This is a genomic window from Bacillus sp. SYZHCR11, assembly GCF_057196865.1.
In genome coordinates, this window is the sequence record NZ_JBXUND010000001.1 from 825,780 (window position 1) to 842,372 (window position 16,593).

The window sequence follows — 16,593 nt, forward strand, 5'->3', positions numbered from 1 at the left end:
CCGGAGAAATCCGGTCTCTTTTTTATATCTGAACATTTCACAATGGCTTCACCATGATCATATATGTCTTTTCCCGATCGTCTTTTTCAAGCTTAAGCTGTTCAAAGCCGCATTGGCTTAAAAACAAAACCCATTCCTGCCTGTCCAGGGGAACGGCTGAAAACATCGCTTTATGCTCTCCTCTCAGCCGGCCCGCAATCTCTTCAATGACCGCGCGACCGATTCCTTTCTCTTTTGCCTCCGGAGCGACGGCCACGGTTCCGAGCCACGGTTTTCCGTTTGAAGGCGCCCATTCCAAATGAAAACTGACGGCGGCAGGAGCGCCGTCAATCTCCCATACGAGCCACGTTCCATTGTACATGGAGTATGCAAGCATAAACTCCGCCGCATTTTTTGTTCCGAACTCTTCGTTTTTCCACACCGGGTGTGATGCCGCCAGCTGCTCCAGAAACCCGAGATCTTCTTCTTCAAAATCTCTACCTGTCAGCATGTAAATAGTCGTCAAAGATAATTTTATGTATAGCCGGATTGCCCGCAAGCACGCTGTGGTTGTCTAAAAACGTGAACGGTTCGCCGTCTGTGGTCGTGTAAATGCCCCCGACTTCGTTCAGCAGCACGCAGCCGGCAGCGTAATCCCACGGCGCGAGCCTCATCGTAATGTATGCGTCAATGCGGCCGGCCGCAACACCGGCCAGCTCAAGTGCCGCCGAACCGTAGGAACGCGTTCCTCTGACCCGTTTTACGAGCGGCGCCAAAATACTCGGGTCAATCCTTCTGTTTTCCGTCACCCATGTGGCATTGATTGCAATAATGGCTTCTTCAATGGAAGCTTCTTTTAAAGGAGCAAGCGGCGTATCATTCAGATAAGCCCCTTTTCCGCTGAATGCGTGATACAGTTCGTCCTGCATCACATCATAAATTAAGCCGATTTTGCCTTTTCCGTCTTCAAAGATGCCGATGGAGATCGCGAAATGCCGCTTTTGATGGACAAAATTCATCGTCCCGTCAATCGGATCAATGATCCAGACGATTCCGTCAAGGGAGCGGAGTTTATCCCCCTGCCCTTCTTCTCCGAGAATCCGGTGTCCGGGAAAAGTTCCTTGTATACGGTCAATGAAAAAGCGCTCCGTCTCTTTATCAATATTTGTGACTAAATCATTCGGATTTGATTTTGTTTCAATCGTCAAGCTTTCCTGCATGGATTGTCTGATTCTCGTTCCGGCTTCTTTTACCCATTGTTTTGCGATATCATCAATTTCCGTCCAATTTGTCATACCGTGTACCTCTTTTCTATGTATAGCTTATTCTATAGCATACTGATAAAGGCGATGAAAAAGCAAGGAAAATGAAAAAAATGCCTTCTCACGTAAAAACGAACCATTTCCTGCGGTTCGTTTTTACTATTCTTTATCCGTTAAGCCGAATCCATTCTTTTCTGAGACGTTCCAGTTTTCTTTTGCTGAGATCGATTTGATCTTCATTCTCTTTTTGCATGGCCTCGTACAGGGTTGCCAATTCATAATCAACCTCTAGTCTCCAGACAGCTACACGGTTATTTTTTTCCTCCCTGAATCCTTCCTTCACCACTTGCCTCATTGTCTTTCGCCCCTTCCAGAGATCATTTGTTAAAAAAGCATCCCATTTTTCCAATTCATTATTGATACTTCTTATATCGTATGGAAACTTATATTCGGCTGTAACAACATTCTTAAAATTGTGTGTTTACCTATTCGTTTTTTACCACCATTCCTCTCGGCTCAAACGTTCTCAATGTTTTTGCGGCCGGCGGCGGCTGTGGTAAAATATGAATACTTACGTTAAGGAGGAAAAAGATGACTCAGATGCGTTTTACAAAAGAAGACTTCGATACATTTACAATAGAAGGTTTAGATCCGCGCATGGAGGTGTTAAAAGAACAAGTCCGTCCGAAGCTGACCTTGTTAGGAGAGCATTTCGCACCGACATTGTCAGCATTGACAGGAGATGAAATGTTCCCGCATGTCGCCAAGCATGCGAGAAGATCTGTCAACCCGCCGGCTGACAGCTGGGTTGCCTTTGCCAACAGCAAACGCGGCTATAAGAAACTCCCTCACTTTCAGATCGGTTTATGGGACACCCATATGTTTGTATGGTTTGCCATCATTTATGAATCTCCGATAAAAGAGGAATACGGCAGATTGCTGGAAGCGAAGCAGGAGGAAATCACAAAACAGATTCCCGGTCATTTTGTATGGTCGCCGGATCATACGAAGCCAGGTGCGTACAAGCAGTCCGACATGGATCAGGAGCAGCTGAAAACATTATTTGAACGCCTGCAGACAGTGAAAAAAGCAGAGCTTTTATGCGGCATTCAGCTGCAAAAAGAAGACGTGATCAACATGAACAACAATGAATTCCTGCAAACCATTGAAGATGCTTTTAGGAAGCTTTCCTTTTTATACACACTGACTCAGAAAGTCTCATAACATAAAAAGCGGGCCGATTGCCGGCTCGCTTTTGTCTACATTTTGATAATCGCTTGATCTGATTGTTTCGCCTGTTTCACAGTCCGATACGGGGAATAGGTGCTGTCAGCTTCAAATTGGCTGCAGATTTTCTTTTCTTCCGCTTTCCCGGGAACGATTTCTTTAAAGCGGCGGTACGCATTCAGAAGTCTGTCTCGGTCAGCTCCTTTTTCATAGGCGTTTTCCACCTGCTGAAAAAAAGCAATGACATCCACGGCCTCCTCTGTCGTCCAGTCCTCATTCATCGGATATTGATATTCCAAATGTCTTCACTCCTTTATCATCATGCTCAAAAATAAGCATCTTCCATAGATCATAAATTGTTCTTTACTTTCTTTCAAGTTCATAATATAATTCATTTGTTTTACGTTTAAAAAACGGGTAATAAAACTGAATGTAATACAAACTAATCCGTAGGTATTATGATAAAGGTGGGAAAACAATTGCCGCAACATGAAACACCCCTGTACAGCGGACTGAAAAAGCACGCGGACAGACAGCCTGTCCAATTCCACATTCCGGGCCATAAAAAAGGCGCGGGAATGGATCCGGAATTCAGACAATTTATCGGAGAAAACGCGTTAAGCATAGATTTAATTAATATTGAACCCCTGGATGATTTACATGCGCCAAAGGGCATCATTAAAGAAGCCCAGGACCTGGCCGCGGAAGCATTCGGCGCAGACCATACCTTCTTTTCCGTACAAGGGACGAGCGGCGCCATTATGACGATGGTCATGGCCGTATGCGGACCCGGAGATAAAATCATCATTCCGAGAAATGTTCATAAATCCATTATGTCGGCCATTGTATTTTCCGGAGCGGTGCCGATTTTTATACACCCGGAAATTGACGATGAGCTCGGAATTTCTCACGGCATTACGCTTGAGTCCGCCGAGCGGGCTTTGACGGAACACCCTGACGCAAAAGGCCTGCTTGTCATCAATCCGACATACTTCGGTGTGGCAGCTGACTTGAGCAGCATTGTAAAGCTCGCGCATTCTTTCGATGTGCCTGTTCTTGTCGATGAAGCGCACGGCGTGCATATTCATTTTCATGATAAGCTTCCTCTGTCCGCCATGCAGGCGGGCGCTGATATGGCAGCCACAAGCGTGCACAAATTGGGAGGCTCCCTGACGCAGAGCTCCATTTTAAATGTGAGAGAAGGCCTTGTTTCCAAAGAAAGAGTACAGTCGATTTTAAGCATGCTGACGACAACGTCAACATCCTATCTGCTTCTCGCTTCACTGGATGTCGCAAGAAAACGCCTCGCTACAGAAGGCCGCGATCTTCTTGAAGATACGATTCTGCTGGCGGATCAGACACGGGAACGTCTCAATCAAATTGAAGGCATCCGCTGTGTCGGCGAAGAAATCACAGGGTCTAAAGCTGCCTTCAGTTATGATCCGACTAAATTAATCATTTCGGTCAAAAACCTCGGCCTGACGGGTCATGACGTTGAAAAATGGCTCCGCGAATCATTTAATATCGAAGTCGAGCTGTCCGATTTGTATAATATTTTATGTATTTTTACACCCGGAGACAGAGCAGGAGATGCCGACCGTCTTGTAAGCGCGCTTACAGACATTTCAAAGCAGGCTTCCGCAAATGACTATGCTCATCAGCAAACGGAAGTTCTGCTTCCTGAGATTCCTCTGTTAGCGATGACGCCAAGAGACGCGTTTTACGCAAATACGGAAGTCATTCCGATAACAGAATCCGCGGGACGGATCATTGCAGAGTTTGTCATGGTGTACCCGCCGGGAATTCCGATCTTTATTCCGGGTGAGATCATTACTGAAGAAAATATCAGCTACATTTTTAAAAACTTGGACGCCGGCCTTCCTGTGCAGGGTCCCGAAGATGCCACGCTTGAAATGATCAGAGTCATCAAAGAGCAAAAAGCCATCCAATAAACATAAAGAAGCCCGAAACGAAATCGTTTCGGGCCTTTTTTACGCTTTTTACTCTTCTTCAAGATGACACTGGCATTGTCCGCAGCATGTTCCGTATAACGTCGTGACCTTCTCATCCTCAAAGTAATGAATCGCTTCGTTACAGTCTTGGCAAACAATTGTACCCATCTGTCATTCCCCATTTCTCAGAATTTGAAAACGCTTAATTTTTACTTGTTGTTATTATATTATTATGTCACATTTAATATGTCAACTGATAAATTGTATAACACATTTATTTTTTACGGTCTTTTTATAGCTCGAGGGTCAATCACGGTATATCCTTTATGACGCAATCCTTTTACAATGTCCGGCATGGCTTCAGCCGTCCATTTCCGGTCATGCATCAATATGTTGGCGCCGTCCCGCAGGTAAGGACTGCTCAGTGTGATATCGGTAAGCGCTTTTTTGGATTGATATTTCTGATCCCAATCATACCCGAAGGTCCAGTTCATTTTCACCATACCTTCTTTTTTTATAAGTCTGTCACTGTAGTCCGTATTGCTTCCGAAAGGCGCCCTGAAAAATGCGGGTTTCTCTCCTATTACCTTTTCAACCGCTTTATTGACGCCAATGATTTCTTCCCGTTGTTTTTGTTCGGAAAGATCTTTTAAGTTTTGATGAGTCATTGTATGATTTCCGATCATAAAACCTAACTCATGAATATGCTTAAGCGCTTTCTTATTTTCATCTTTTTTCAAAAAATGTCCGTTTACAAAAAAGATCGCTGACGCATTGAGATCATGCAGTTTGTCCGCAATCTCAGCGGCATGCTGATCAGGCGCGTCATCGATCGTTACCAATGCGATCGGTTTTTTCTCTTTCTGTTCATCCATTTTTTCCACAGAAAAGGTTTTCGGATTGATATAGTAACGGGGCTCCGCCTTCTGTTTTTTCTCTTTTGTATGATGGTTTTCCCGTTTGGCATGATTGGCCGCGGCTTGAGAATGGGGTTTGTTTGTTTGCAGCTTTTCATTTGATTGGCAGCCGGCGAGTAAGCACATACATATGACGGCTGCAATGGCTTTATACATGCAATCCCTCCTGATATGGTTTTGCCCCCAGTATAACGAAAAAACAGCGCTCTCACGAAAAACAATGTGCCTTTTTTACACATCGGCTGTGCAAGTTGTCACACGTATTATTTCTTCATTAAAAACGGTTTCAATTATATAACAATTCAGTAACAAGCCTTAGGTTTTTCACCTCTCGTGATACACTTGATATAGTCCTTATAAATGGATGAACCAATATATTATATAAAACAGAGGAGTAAGATAGATGCGCTACCGTACGGTGATTCCCTTTTTTTTGATGCTGTTCGTTCTGTCAAGCTGTTCGGTTTCTACTGTCATTCCATTCAAAAATAACCGGATCGACAGCATTCATCACACTCAAATCTTGTTTTTTTCCGATGAAAATCATATAGATAAAGAAGTTCCTTATTACGATGCGATTCTTGATTTAGAAAAGAAATATCCCCATCATGTCGATCAAATGAAGGTTTATGACAACAGAAAGGGATGGGAAGAGGAAATCAACACGTTCCCTGCGCTGATGGTGATCAATCATCGGCATGTGGTCATGAAGATTGAGGGATCCGTAAAGAAAAAAGAGGATATCATCAAACCTATGCAGCATGTGCTTGCACAATAAAAACAGCCCCCGCTTTTATAAACGGGGGCTGTTTCTTTGTTACATCATTATTTTACGATGTGGATCGGGCTTCCGATTGCTACTTCGGCAGCTTCCATAGTGATTTCGCCCAATGTCGGGTGAGCGTGAATTGTCATTGCGATATCTTCAGCAGTCATTCCGCCTTCGATCGCCAGGCTCAATTCAGAAATCATGTCAGAAGCGCTTGCGCCGGCAATTTGCGCACCGATTACAAGACCGTCTTCTTTACGGGTGATCAGCTTCATGAAGCCGTCAGTTTCGTTAAGAGACAGCGCACGTCCGTTTGCTGCAAACGGGAACTTAGCTGCAACGACTTCAATGCCTTCTTCTTTCGCCTGTGCTTCAGTGTAACCGACAGAAGCCAGTTCAGGCTCAGAGAATACAACCGCCGGAATACCGAGGTAATCGATTTCAGCCGGCTCTCCTGAAATAGCTTCCGCAGCGATTTTACCTTCGTAAGACGCTTTGTGAGCCAAAGGAGGTCCGTCAATGATGTCACCGATTGCGTAAATGTTCGGTACGTTTGTGCGGCACTGCTTGTCTGTTTTAATGACACCGCGGTCAGTCATTTCGATACCAACTTGCTCAAGGCCGAGCTCATCAGTGTTCGGACGGCGTCCGACAGTGATTAATACGTAATCAGCATCAACCGTTTTTTCTTCGCCTTTTACTTCGAATGTAACTGTTACGCCGTCAGGTCTTTCCTCAACGCCTTTAGCCATGGCGCTTGTATGGATTTCAACGTTGCCTTTTTTCTTCAGTCTGCGGGTAACGAGAGAACTCATTTGTTTTTCGAAGCCAGGAAGAATTTCATCTCCGCCTTCTAAAATAACCAATTCAGTTCCGAAGTTCGCATACGCTGTTCCAAGCTCAGTACCGATATACCCGCCGCCGATAACAACGAGCTTTTTCGGAATTTCTTTAAGCGCCAGTGCGCCTGTAGAGTTCAGAACGCGTTCGCTATATTTGAAGTTTGGCAATTCGATAGGACGAGAACCGGTAGCAATGATCGCGTTTTTAAATGTGTATGTTTGCGCAGAGTTCTCATCCATTACGCGGACAGAGTTGCTGTCTACGAAATAAGCTTCCCCGTTTACAACGTCCACTTTATTTCCTTTTAAAAGACCTGCAACACCGCCGGTAAGCTTATTTACAACAGAAGCTTTCCATTCTTGGACTTTTGTAAAGTCAACCGTTACGTTCTCAGCAGTGATTCCCATGTCATCTGAATGTTTTGCATTCTCGTAACGATGGCCTGCATTGATGAGCGCTTTTGAAGGAATACAGCCGACGTTCAGACAAACGCCTCCAAGAGTTGCTTTTTCAACGACTGTTACTTTTTGTCCAAGCTGAGCAGCGCGGATGGCAGCTACATAGCCGCCGGGTCCCGCACCAATCACAAGAGTATCTGTTTCAATAGGGAAATCTCCTACTACCATAACATTACGCCTCCATTAAAATAAGTTGTGGATCGTTCAGTAAACGCTTGATGTGGTTTAACGCATTTTGTGCAGTTGCTCCGTCAATCATACGGTGGTCAAAGCTGAGAGAAAGAGCTAAGACAGGAGCAGCTACAATTTCACCGTCACGGACGATCGCTTTTTCAGCAATACGGCCGATACCGAGAATCGCAACCTCTGGGTGGTTGATAACCGGTGTGAACCATTGGCCTCCGGCAGAACCGATATTTGTGATCGTGCAAGAAGCGCCTTTCATTTCCGCAGGTGCAAGCTTGCCTTCACGCGCTTTTGTAGCAAGGCTGTTGATTTCATCAGAGATTTCGAAAACGGCTTTACGGTCGGCATTTTTCACTACCGGCACAAGCAGGCCTTTTTCGGTATCCGCTGCAATTCCGATGTTGAAGTAATGTTTTTGGATCACTTCATCTGTTTTATCATCAATCGATGTGTTTAAAACAGGGAATTTTTTCAAAGCGGATGTTAATGCTTTGACGACGTAAGGCAGATAAGTCAGCTTGATGCCTTGATCAGCAGCAACTTGTTTGAACTGTTTGCGGTGAGCAACAAGATTTGTTACGTCAACTTCATCCATAAGAGTTACGTGCGGTGCAGTATGCTTAGAGTTCACCATTGCTTTCGCAATCGCTTTACGGATACCGCTCATTTTTTCGCGTGTTTCAGGGAATTCGCCTTCAGGAGCCTGAGCCGCTGCAGGTTTAGCTGTTTCCTGAGGTGCAGCTGTTTCTTGCGGTGCCGCTTCTTGAGCCGCTCCTCCATTTGCAAAGCTGTCGATATCTTCTTTTACAACACGTCCGTTATTGCCTGAACCTGTTACTTTACGGATATCCACGCCTTTTTCACGGGCATATTTGCGTACGGAAGGCATCGCGATCACGCGTTTGTTCGGATCAGCTTCCGCTTGGTCCTGCTGTCCTGCGCCGGTTTCTTTTGCAGGCTCTTTAGGAGTCTCTTCTTTAGAGATATCCTGCCCTGCTTCAGCAGACGACTGAACTTGAGCCTCAGTTTTCGCCTCTCCTGAATCATGGCTTCCTTTAAATTGAAGATCTTCGTAACCAGGTGCGTCAAACGTAATAATCGTTTGTCCAACAGTTGCAACTGTTCCCTCTTCAACTTTTAATTCTAATACTTTTCCTTTAACAGGTGAAGGAATTTCTACCACTGCTTTATCATTTTGCACTTCAGCCAGAACATCGTCTTCTTCTACCTCGTCGTTCGGCTTCACAAACCATTTTACGATTTCGCCTTCGTGGATACCTTCCCCGATATCCGGAAGTTTAAATTCAAATGCCACAGTTTTCGACCTCCTAGTTGATTAAGCAAATTTTAGTTATGCATACGCAAGCATTGAACCTAGTAAACAGACTCCTTCATCATAAGAGAAAAGGACTCTCTTTACCGTCTTTTAAGATGCCTGATTAAAATTCAAGAACTTTTTTCGCAGTTTCAAGAACGTCTTTATGGTTTGGAAGCCATACGCTCTCAGCAAGCGAGAAAGGAAATACTGTATCAGGCGCCGCAACACGCAGAACCGGAGCTTCCAGGCTCAGAATCGCGCGGTCATTGATTTCAGCTACAACGTTGGCAGCGATGCCGGCTTGTTTTTGAGCTTCCTGCACGACAATTGCGCGGCCTGTTTTTTCAACAGAAGCAATAATCGTATCAATATCAAGCGGACTTACAGTGCGAAGGTCGATAACTTCAGCAGAAACGCCTTCTTTTTCAAGCTCTTCAGCAGCCTTAAGCGACTCATGAACCATCGCGCCGTATGTGATGATAGAAAGGTCAGTACCTTCGCGTTTCACATCAGCTTTGCCAAGCTCGATTGTGTATTCCTCTTCAGGAACTTCCTGACGGAAAGAACGGTAAAGTTTCATATGCTCTAAGAAAACAACCGGATCATTGTCTCTGATAGAGGCAATCAGCAGTCCTTTTGCATCGTAAGGAGTGGAAGGGATAACAACTTTAATACCTGGCTGCTGAGCGATAAGGCCTTCCAAACTGTCAGCGTGAAGTTCAGGTGTATGAACCCCTCCGCCGAATGGAGAACGGATTGTCACCGGAGAAGTCCAGCGTCCGCCGGAACGGTAGCGGAGACGAGCCATTTGTCCTGAGATTGAATCCATTACTTCATATACGAATCCGAAGAACTGGATTTCCATAACAGGACGGTAATCTTGCAGGCCTAAACCGAGAGCGAGACCGCCGATACCGGATTCAGCAAGCGGCGTGTCAAATACGCGGTCCTCACCGAATTCTTTTTGAAGGCCTTCAGTTGCACGGAATACGCCTCCGGCAACGCCTACATCTTCCCCGAAAAGCAGAACGTTTTCATTGTTTTTCAGTTCTGTGCGTAACGCATCAGTGATCGCTTGAATCATTGTCATTTGCGCCATGGCTTACTTCGACTCCTTCGCTTTGTAAATTTCAAGTTGTTCTTTCAAGTTGAACGTCGGCTCTTCAAACATATTCTCAATCAGCTCTGTTACTTTCGGTTTTGATTCGCCGTCAGCCTTTTTGATAGCTTGTTTGATTTCTTCTTTGGCCTGTTCAATCACTTTGTTCTCTTCTTCTTCAGACCATAGTCCTTTGTTTTCCAAGAACTTGCGGAAACGTACGAGCGGGTCTTTTTGCTCCCATTCATTTTCTATTTCTTTCGTACGGTATTTAGTCGGATCGTCACCGGACATTGTATGAGGTCCGTAACGGAATGTAAGAGTTTCAATCAGAGTCGGACCTTCACCGTTAATTGCGCGCTGGCGTGCTTCTGCGGTTGCAGCGTAAACGGCTAGTGCGTCCATTCCGTCTACTTGAACACCTGTAATACCGACGGCAACTGCTTTTTGGGCAATTGTCTGTGCGGATGATTGCTTTTCTACAGGAGTTGAAATCGCATAGCGGTTATTCTGAACAACGAAGATCGCCGGCGCTTTAAATGCTCCGGCAAAGTTCATTCCTTCATAGAAGTCACCTTGAGAAGCTCCGCCGTCACCAGTGTAAGTAATAGCTACCGCTTTTTTACCGCGCTTTTTAAGCCCTAAAGCTACACCTGCGGTTTGAATAATTTGAGCACCAATAATAATTTGAGGTGATAAAGCGTTTACTCCCTCAGGCATCTGATTACCTTTAAAATGGCCTCTTGAGAACAGGAATGCCTGATGTAAAGGAAGCCCGTGCCAAATCAGCTGAGGAACGTCACGATAACCCGGAAGGATAAAGTCGTCCTGTTCAAGCGCGAAGTGTGATGCAATTTGAGAAGCTTCCTGGCCCGCTGTCGGTGCATAGAAACCTAAACGTCCTTGACGGGAAAGAGAAATTGAACGCTGGTCTAAAATGCGGATATACACCATTCTTCTCATTAATTCCTTTAACTGATCATCTGAAAGATCAGGCATTGCGTCTTTATTTACGACTTCTCCTTCAGCATTTAAAATTTGGAACGTTTCAAACTGCTTATTAATAGCATCAAATTGTTTTTTGCTATCAACAATTGAAGTTTTTGTCTTTGCAGCCATTTTTTAAACCACCTCTTCTTTTGATTTAACAGGGTTAGGATACCGTTTAGCCATCCGTATTAAAAACAGTCTTATCATGCTCTGCAATTCTAAAATTAATCATTCAGAAATTCACATAGCGCTTAAGCAAAGATAATGACGTTTAAACTGTACTAATAAAAAAAGATTTTTTATTAGTACAATATGATCAACAACCATAGTTTACAGTAATTAAACAAAGCCGTCAATTATTTATAACCTTATTTTGAAACCGCTTATAAAACTTAAGATCATACTGCGCCAAACTGTACTATAAAAGACTTTAAACTGTATTACAAAAACGCTCTACTGTACTATAATTAAAAAAAATTACAAAGAGTAAATTAAGTTATTTAACTTCGAGGGCAGGCTTTGAGAAGGTGCCGCGGGATAAAAACGGGCAGTTAGCAATCGTCCCGCCTGCCGAACAGGCGGGACGATGCTTTTGTCTAATTATTCAATACCCGCCCACACGATATTCAGCGGCGTCAGCACGGCATGAGGATGAAACTCGGAAATCGGAGTGAAAAATACATACGTAAAATCTTCGGCTGGATCAGAAAACATGCCGCACCAACCCATTCCAAGATGTGAGAAGGTGCCTTCTGTCATGAAATAATGGTCACCGGCCGGCCACAAATTAATGCCTAAACCAAAGCCGCCCTCCTCTCTGGGCGCTCCGAAGAAGTAAAAAGGAAGACCGGGCTTTATTTGATTTCTCAGCATGGCCTCGACTGTTTTTCTTCCAAGCAGCTTCTTATCTTTCAATCTGCCTTTATTTCTAAACATTTCAGCCAACTTCCAAATATCTTCCAAAGAAGAGTACAGACCGCTTGTCGCTTTATTCGGAAAATGCGGGTGATGACTTTTTTCCAGCTGTACGCACTCGTGCTCATTGATCACACAAACTTCTTCTTTTAACGCATCAGGCACATAAAAAAACGTTCTTTCTAATCCGAGCGCTTCAATAATATGCTTTGTTACATACTGTTCGTAGGACACGCCTGTTACTTTGGAAATAATGATGCCAAGTATGACAAAGCCGGTTCTGGAATAGTTCCATGCTTCATCCACTCCGTACTCTAAAGGCGTACTGACCAGATAGTTTATCCATTCTTCCTCATTCGTTAAGTCAATGCCTTCAGCCTTTTGAATATCCAGCTCAAAACTTAATCCCGCCGTATGAGTCAAAAGGTGTAAAATTTTAATGTCTCCGAAACCCGGTTTATCAAATGCAGGCAAAATGAGCTTGACCGGCATTTTCAAATCGAGCAGACCTTTTTCGACGAGCTGCATGACGGCTACAGCGGTAAACACTTTTGTCAAAGAACCGATTTCTCTGATTGTATCAAGCTGAAATGTTTGCTTTTCTTTTTGTCCGCCGGTAAATTCCCCTAACGACTCAGCTGCAAAAACCTCGCCTCCTCTTGATATCATATAACTCGCACATTGCAGATCTCCATTGTCTATCATCGTCTGATAATGGCTGTTAAGAGCGTTAATTTGTTTCATATCAAATGCCGGATTGCTTATTGTTTGTTTCATTGTTTTCTCCCCCTGTACTGTATGTATCGTTTTCATCCCTTACTTACTGATTTCTTGATGAATTCTGACACCGCTTTATTAAATTCTTCCGGGTGTGTGATGTTCGGAAGATGCCCCGCTCCCTTAATTTTCTTTAATTCTGCATTGCTCAGCAGTTTCTTCAGCCTTTTTGTTTCTTTCTGATCAACTACGCTTTCCTTCTCACCCGTAAGGATAAGCGTTCTTGTATGAATGTCTTTTAAAAAGCCGATCGTAGAATAGCCTTCTTGTTGATGTATCTTCATAAAACGTTCAATAGAAGCATTTAAGAATTGATTCCTGTATAAACTTTCATATTCATGCGATTTTCCTATAGCTATAAAATCATTTTTCAGTTTTTCCTCAACACTGCTTTCAGGGTCTTCTTCGTATTCGGTGTAACTTCCGGAAAGAATGAGTGTTTTTACTTTTTCAGGGTATTCATAGGCTATCCTCTGTCCTATCATGCCTCCCCAAGAAGCTGCCGCAATGTGGATCGGCCAAGCAACCCCTATCTCGTTCAGTACTTCAATAAAAGTCTGAGCCAGCCCGCTCAGTGTAAAATCGGCGCTCCCCTCACTCAGCCCGTAACCCGGTGTGTGTATGACAATTACATTAAATTGGTCTGCCCACTCCTTCATTTGTTCTTTCCACATGTAAGCAGTGGTAGCAAAACCGCAAATCAGTAAAATTGTTTCACCCTTACCGCTCATCAATATTTCCATATGCCGGGCATTTTCTGTGTTAGCCAGAAAATGAACGGTTTCCGTTTCTTCTGTCTGGTAAAAAGCGATGAGTTTTTTTGCGGCATCGCTTTGATCGTGCTGAAGGGCTCCTTTCTTCAGTCTGCTCCAATAATGCAAATAATCGTCTAGATGACGATTGGAAGCTGTGCCGAGTATTCGGAAAGGACTTTCAGCTTCTTCTTCCGTAACGATTGACGAAGCATCAAAATCGGCTGCAATCGCTGAATCTCTTACCAGAGGCGGTGCTGAACGGGCGGATAACGGATTGAAATTATTTTGTATTTTTTCTTTTTCTCCGTATAACACGATCAGCTGGTGGCCTTGGCCGAGAAGCGAGTGTTCAAAAGCTTTGATTCCGGCAGTATTTTCTAATGGGTGAAGTCCGTACTCGGTTTTCATAATGTCTTGAATGCCGGCATCAACTGACATGCCTCCGTCTTTCCAGAAAGGCCAATTTACAGCGATGGTTTTTCCTGATCTCCCCCCCTCCTTTCTCATACATTCCCTCCACTCGGCAAAATGCTCCAGAAAACGATTGGCGTAGGCGTAATCGGCTTGACCCAGACTTCCGATTTCTGAAGAGATGGAAGAAAACAAAACAAAAAAGTCTAAAGGCATATTTCTGAGCGCTTCATCCAAATGAATCACACCATTGACCTTTGATTGCAGCACCGCCTGAGCTTCCGCGTCTGTTTTATTCATAATGAAAGAGTCTTTTAACACGCCTGCACTGTAAATGACCCCGTTGATTTCGGAATAATCAGCATGAATTTTTTCCGCTAAATTGATGACCTGCTGTTTATCTGACATGTCAGCCTGGATGTAAGAAATGTTTGCCCCGTCATATCGGATGCTGTCTAATTTTTCTTCCATTTCTGCTGTCATTTTCGATCGTCCGGCAATGATAACGCTGGCTCCGTGATTTGCATAAATAAACGCTGAAATAATCCAGCCGATGCCGCTTAACCCTCCGATTATGAGATACACTCCGTTTTTTACAAACTTTGCGGCCTTTTGCCCTGGTTGCAGCGAAGCATCTTTGTATGCTGTCACCCGCCTTTTTTGATCGCCGTCATATTTCACAGCCTCATGATGTCCGGCACTTAATTCATTGAGAAGCAAAGATGCTTTTTCAATGGTTTGTCTTGAAGAAATCTCAACCGTTTTACACTTTATATTCGGCTGCTCCGCATTAAGCGTTTTAAAAAAGCCTCCAATCGCGGCGTAAATCGGATTTGTATATTGATCCTTGTCATGTACGTACAAAAGGTTGATGTTATCTTTTATTTTTTGACGGATCAACGCTTTGCTTAAATAAAGGATTGAATAAAAGCTGTGAGTCAAATCTAACGCTGCCTCAGTATAAGCTTGTTTTGACAGGTAATGAATGATTGACGCCGGAAACGCTCCGGACTTTTTCATATCATCTAACAGTCTGGTGTAATGAGCAGACTGCTCCGGATTAAATTTATAATGCTTTTCATTTACCATTTCATATTCAGCGGCGGCTTCCGCATAAATAACATTTTCACTGCCGATGTACTTTCGGATTTCATCACTCAATGAACTGCCGAAATCGAAAATCAATGTATTTTCCTTAGGCACTTCTCCGGACTTTAATGGCGATTCTATCCATTCTTTTTGTAAATATAAAGATTCAAGCATCGGCTTTTCAGACGGCTCTTTCGTTTGCGTTTTTTCTTTAAAAGCTGCGGCCGGCGTATTACGCACATCATATTTTTCTTCTAAATAAGCTGCTAAATCATGAATATTGTTATAATCAAAAAGCAATGTCGGATACAGTTGTGTATCTAATCTTTCCTCGAGCATTTTCGATATATGAAGCAGCTGTTTTGAGTCAAGACCCAGTTCGTAAAAAGATTGATGTTTGTCCGCTTTATTTGGCGGCGTGTTTGTCACATCTCCAATAATGGATGACAGCTCGTCTGTTAATGTTTTTTGACTGTCTTGGTGCTGAACTGTATCAGAGATAGAGTCTGTAACGCGAGCTCCGTATTTCTCCTGCAGATATTCCGTCAATTCACCGATTGTGGAGTAATCAAATAATAAAGTCGGGTACAGCTTTGAACCTAACAACAGTTCTATTTTTTTGGATAAGTCTAATAATTGTTTAGAATCCAAGCCCATCTCGTAAAAGGAAATATCATTCTTCACCGTTTCAGCAGGCTTTTCAATCATGCCGGCTATCTCTTGGATTAAATTATTTCTGATCATTTCTTTATTGTTCGTTACGCTGCCGACCTCTTTAGCTTTTTGGGAATGCTCCAGCCTTTGTATTGATTTTTCATTTCTGACTCTTTTCACACCGAATCGCTCATAATAAAAAGCAAGCTCTCCATCAGGCCTGTATACTTCTATGTCCGCATATAAAATGTCTTTAGAAGGCGGCTGCGTTATACTGTTTTTATCAATATACACAAAACAAGACCCGGTTGTTTTATGCAATGCCCGGAATGTCTCAATATATATAGGGATAAACGCATTTGTTCCTTCATCCGGCAAGTCTGATGTAAGGACTCCCAACAGGCTGAGAGATCCATCCAAAAATGCGGGGTGCATGTAAAAGTCATCTGTATATTCTTTTGAAAGTCCGCTTAAACTGACCTCTCCCAGAATATAATTTTCACCTTCATATACCGTACCTTCCAATTTCATAAAATCTTTATGAATCAGGCCGCCCCTGCGCAAATTACGATAGGCGGCTTCAGCATTCGAAGTCCGGACGGCCCCTTTCTTTAATGCTTCGATTGAAATTGTCTTTTCGTCTATCGCATTTTTTCTTATGATTTCCGCCTGCAAGTTGACTGACGCTTCACCTTCCGCCTTTTCAGCGACCCATTTCCTGCTTGTTGTTTCAACAAGCCAGCCGTTTTCTTGTTCCGTAAACTGGAAGGTGACTTTTTTATCAAAATGGACTGACGTCGCAACAGGTTCACGGAATAAAACATGTTTGATTTCAAAACTTCGGGGTGATATCCCTTTCTCAGCTAAAAATCGTGTTATTAAATCCAGATACGTTACGCCGGGTATCGTACGCACTTGATGAAGGACATGGTCTGAAACAATATAATCGTCATGTTTGACTAATACGCTGAACCTCATGCAACTCGACAACC

15 protein-coding genes are annotated in these 16,593 nt (G+C 43.6%); 3 read left to right on the forward strand and 12 right to left on the reverse strand.

Annotated elements, in window-relative coordinates; all coding sequences use genetic code 11:
• Positions 1 to 37: 37 nt before the first annotated feature.
• The 3 genes from AC2CGA_RS03645 to AC2CGA_RS03655 all read right to left on the reverse strand — a co-directional run bounded on the left by AC2CGA_RS03645 (position 38) and on the right by AC2CGA_RS03655 (position 1,596).
• Entirely contained in the window at positions 38 to 490 is a 453-nt protein-coding gene (locus AC2CGA_RS03645; RefSeq protein ID WP_003154511.1) for a GNAT family N-acetyltransferase, read from the reverse strand.
• On the reverse strand, positions 477 to 1,274 hold the full coding sequence (gene suhB, locus AC2CGA_RS03650) for an inositol-1-monophosphatase (RefSeq protein ID WP_003154512.1): 798 nt from the start codon (positions 1,272 to 1,274) through the stop codon (positions 477 to 479). Before suhB ends, AC2CGA_RS03645 begins: the two co-directional genes overlap by 14 nt.
• Before the next feature lie 133 nt (positions 1,275 to 1,407).
• Complete coding sequence (locus AC2CGA_RS03655) at positions 1,408 to 1,596, reverse strand: hypothetical protein (protein ID WP_003154513.1); 189 nt, start codon at positions 1,594 to 1,596, stop codon at positions 1,408 to 1,410.
• A 236-nt stretch (positions 1,597 to 1,832) separates the two neighbouring features.
• On the opposite strand from AC2CGA_RS03655, the gene AC2CGA_RS03660 reads away from it, so the two are divergent.
• The gene (locus tag AC2CGA_RS03660; protein ID WP_014470447.1) at positions 1,833 to 2,465 is read left to right on the forward strand and encodes a DUF1054 domain-containing protein; all 633 of its coding nucleotides are present in this window, start codon (positions 1,833 to 1,835) and stop codon (positions 2,463 to 2,465) included.
• Positions 2,466 to 2,500: 35 nt separating this feature from the next.
• Here the strand turns inward: AC2CGA_RS03660 and AC2CGA_RS03665 are convergent, their stop codons facing one another.
• Positions 2,501 to 2,767: a UPF0223 family protein gene (locus tag AC2CGA_RS03665; RefSeq protein ID WP_007409667.1), complete on the reverse strand. Its 267-nt coding sequence runs from the start codon at positions 2,765 to 2,767 to the stop codon at positions 2,501 to 2,503.
• A gap of 180 nt (positions 2,768 to 2,947) precedes the next feature.
• Between AC2CGA_RS03665 and AC2CGA_RS03670 the strand changes: the two genes are divergently transcribed.
• Positions 2,948 to 4,420: an aminotransferase class I/II-fold pyridoxal phosphate-dependent enzyme gene (locus AC2CGA_RS03670; protein WP_048367222.1), complete on the forward strand. Its 1,473-nt coding sequence runs from the start codon at positions 2,948 to 2,950 to the stop codon at positions 4,418 to 4,420.
• A gap of 48 nt (positions 4,421 to 4,468) precedes the next feature.
• Here the strand turns inward: AC2CGA_RS03670 and AC2CGA_RS03675 are convergent, their stop codons facing one another.
• Entirely contained in the window at positions 4,469 to 4,588 is a 120-nt protein-coding gene (locus AC2CGA_RS03675; protein WP_003154518.1) for a GapA-binding peptide SR1P, read from the reverse strand.
• A 113-nt stretch (positions 4,589 to 4,701) separates the two neighbouring features.
• Positions 4,702 to 5,493, reverse strand: coding sequence for a polysaccharide deacetylase family protein (locus AC2CGA_RS03680; RefSeq protein ID WP_044053179.1), 792 nt, complete (start codon positions 5,491 to 5,493; stop codon positions 4,702 to 4,704).
• A 247-nt stretch (positions 5,494 to 5,740) separates the two neighbouring features.
• Here AC2CGA_RS03680 and AC2CGA_RS03685 point away from each other — a divergent pair, with 247 nt between their 5' ends.
• The gene (locus tag AC2CGA_RS03685; protein WP_014304946.1) at positions 5,741 to 6,115 is read left to right on the forward strand and encodes a hypothetical protein; all 375 of its coding nucleotides are present in this window, start codon (positions 5,741 to 5,743) and stop codon (positions 6,113 to 6,115) included.
• 47 nt (positions 6,116 to 6,162) lie between these two features.
• Here AC2CGA_RS03685 and lpdA read toward each other — a convergent pair whose 3' ends face one another.
• From lpdA to AC2CGA_RS03715, 6 genes are all read right to left on the reverse strand, one after another.
• Positions 6,163 to 7,575, reverse strand: a complete 1,413-nt coding sequence (gene lpdA, locus AC2CGA_RS03690; protein WP_014304945.1) for a dihydrolipoyl dehydrogenase — start codon at positions 7,573 to 7,575, stop codon at positions 6,163 to 6,165.
• 4 nt (positions 7,576 to 7,579) lie between these two features.
• Positions 7,580 to 8,908, reverse strand: coding sequence for a pyruvate dehydrogenase complex dihydrolipoyllysine-residue acetyltransferase (gene pdhC, locus AC2CGA_RS03695; protein WP_003154526.1), 1,329 nt, complete (start codon positions 8,906 to 8,908; stop codon positions 7,580 to 7,582).
• 124 nt (positions 8,909 to 9,032) lie between these two features.
• Positions 9,033 to 10,010: a pyruvate dehydrogenase complex E1 component subunit beta gene (pdhB, locus tag AC2CGA_RS03700; protein ID WP_003154528.1), complete on the reverse strand. Its 978-nt coding sequence runs from the start codon at positions 10,008 to 10,010 to the stop codon at positions 9,033 to 9,035.
• Positions 10,011 to 10,013: 3 nt separating this feature from the next.
• A complete protein-coding gene (gene pdhA, locus AC2CGA_RS03705; protein ID WP_003154530.1) occupies positions 10,014 to 11,129 on the reverse strand; it encodes a pyruvate dehydrogenase (acetyl-transferring) E1 component subunit alpha in 1,116 nt (371 codons plus the stop codon).
• Positions 11,130 to 11,600: 471 nt separating this feature from the next.
• The gene (locus AC2CGA_RS03710; protein WP_014304944.1) at positions 11,601 to 12,692 is read right to left on the reverse strand and encodes a serine hydrolase domain-containing protein; all 1,092 of its coding nucleotides are present in this window, start codon (positions 12,690 to 12,692) and stop codon (positions 11,601 to 11,603) included.
• 32 nt (positions 12,693 to 12,724) lie between these two features.
• Positions 12,725 to 16,579 carry an alpha/beta fold hydrolase gene (locus tag AC2CGA_RS03715; RefSeq protein ID WP_484480123.1) on the reverse strand — a complete coding sequence of 1,285 codons (3,855 nt, stop codon included), beginning with the start codon at positions 16,577 to 16,579 and terminating at the stop codon, positions 12,725 to 12,727.
• Positions 16,580 to 16,593 lie beyond the last annotated feature (14 nt).

Bases quoted from the DNA above. Each gene is read 5' to 3' on its own strand.
- AC2CGA_RS03645 (WP_003154511.1), bottom strand. From the start codon at position 490: ATGCTGACAGGTAGAGATTTTGAAGAAGAAGATCTCGGGTTTCTGGAG.
- lpdA (WP_014304945.1), bottom strand. From the start codon at position 7,575: ATGGTAGTAGGAGATTTCCCTATTGAAACAGATACTCTTGTGATTGGT.
- AC2CGA_RS03675 (WP_003154518.1), bottom strand. From the start codon at position 4,588: ATGGGTACAATTGTTTGCCAAGACTGTAACGAAGCGATTCATTACTTT.
- pdhB (WP_003154528.1), bottom strand. From the start codon at position 10,010: ATGGCGCAAATGACAATGATTCAAGCGATCACTGATGCGTTACGCACA.
- AC2CGA_RS03710 (WP_014304944.1), bottom strand. From the start codon at position 12,692: ATGAAACAAACAATAAGCAATCCGGCATTTGATATGAAACAAATTAAC.
- pdhA (WP_003154530.1), bottom strand. From the start codon at position 11,129: ATGGCTGCAAAGACAAAAACTTCAATTGTTGATAGCAAAAAACAATTT.
- AC2CGA_RS03655 (WP_003154513.1), bottom strand. From the start codon at position 1,596: ATGAGGCAAGTGGTGAAGGAAGGATTCAGGGAGGAAAAAAATAACCGT.
- AC2CGA_RS03660 (WP_014470447.1), top strand. From the start codon at position 1,833: ATGACTCAGATGCGTTTTACAAAAGAAGACTTCGATACATTTACAATA.
- AC2CGA_RS03680 (WP_044053179.1), bottom strand. From the start codon at position 5,493: ATGTATAAAGCCATTGCAGCCGTCATATGTATGTGCTTACTCGCCGGC.
- AC2CGA_RS03715 (WP_484480123.1), bottom strand. From the start codon at position 16,579: ATGAGGTTCAGCGTATTAGTCAAACATGACGATTATATTGTTTCAGAC.
- AC2CGA_RS03685 (WP_014304946.1), top strand. From the start codon at position 5,741: ATGCGCTACCGTACGGTGATTCCCTTTTTTTTGATGCTGTTCGTTCTG.
- suhB (WP_003154512.1), bottom strand. From the start codon at position 1,274: ATGACAAATTGGACGGAAATTGATGATATCGCAAAACAATGGGTAAAA.